The 689-nt window shown below is 63.9% G+C and carries 2 protein-coding genes; one reads left to right on the top strand and one right to left on the bottom strand.

Annotation, left to right across the window (positions count from 1 at the left end):
• Positions 1 to 30: 30 nt before the first annotated feature.
• A complete protein-coding gene (locus ACLD7X_RS17610; protein ID WP_411424988.1) occupies positions 31 to 339 on the bottom strand; it encodes a helix-turn-helix domain-containing protein in 309 nt (102 codons plus the stop codon).
• On the opposite strand from ACLD7X_RS17610, the gene ACLD7X_RS17605 reads away from it, so the two are divergent.
• The coding region (locus tag ACLD7X_RS17605; RefSeq protein ID WP_411424987.1) for a hypothetical protein at positions 332 to 689 on the top strand (358 nt) is incomplete at its 3' end. The two genes, ACLD7X_RS17610 and ACLD7X_RS17605, sit on opposite strands and share 8 nt — an antisense overlap.

The following is a 689-nucleotide window of genomic DNA, read 5'->3' as shown; positions in this document are numbered from 1 at the left end:
GGTCGAGCGGGAGAGAGATGATCTGCTTGTTCAAGCGACCTCCGCTTTCTGACGGTGCGGGGTGGGCGCCGGGCGGCTACGGTGCTGCCTGTCGGCGGCATGCAGGCCCGGAAGGGGGCGGCCCCGGGCGTCGTAGCGGCTGGGCCAGATGGCCTGCGGCTTCTTGCCGAGGTGGCGGGCGATGATCGCCTCGACCCGCGGCCAGGAGCGGCGCAGGGTCATCCGGACCGCGCTCTCGCTCAGGCCATGCTGGCGCGCGAGGGCTGTGAGACTGACGCCGGTTTTCCGGACGGCGGCCTTCACATCCTCGGCGTGCCAGTCTGCGGGCGGGTTGGACATTGAGGCTCCGGGCGACCCGGTTGGTGCCGGGTTGCGTGGTGATTGCGTTACGTTCGTGAAGGAGAATGCACGATCCGAACGCCGTTATCAACCGGAATGTGTGTTCCATGTTCGGAGTGTGCCGTTTTTACGGCTCATCCGGGCGCAAGCGTTTGTTTTGGAATGGATTTCGCGGAACATGGAAGTCGAAATCGAAGGGTCTGCAGATCTTCCAGGTTCGGAAGCTGAACCTGGAAGTCCGGAACGTGCAGTTCGGCTGCGTGAGGCGGTCCGCGCGGCGGGCGGTAATAACCTCGTCTCTCAGACCCCAGAACGGAATGAGGATAAACCCTGGACAGAGCTGGAATTAC

Source organism: Aphanothece microscopica RSMan92 (assembly GCF_046613545.2).
GTDB lineage: Bacteria > Cyanobacteriota > Cyanobacteriia > PCC-6307 > Cyanobiaceae > NIES-981.
The sequence above is the reverse complement of the archived record's forward strand: the minus strand, read 5'-3'. Positions and strand labels throughout refer to the sequence as shown.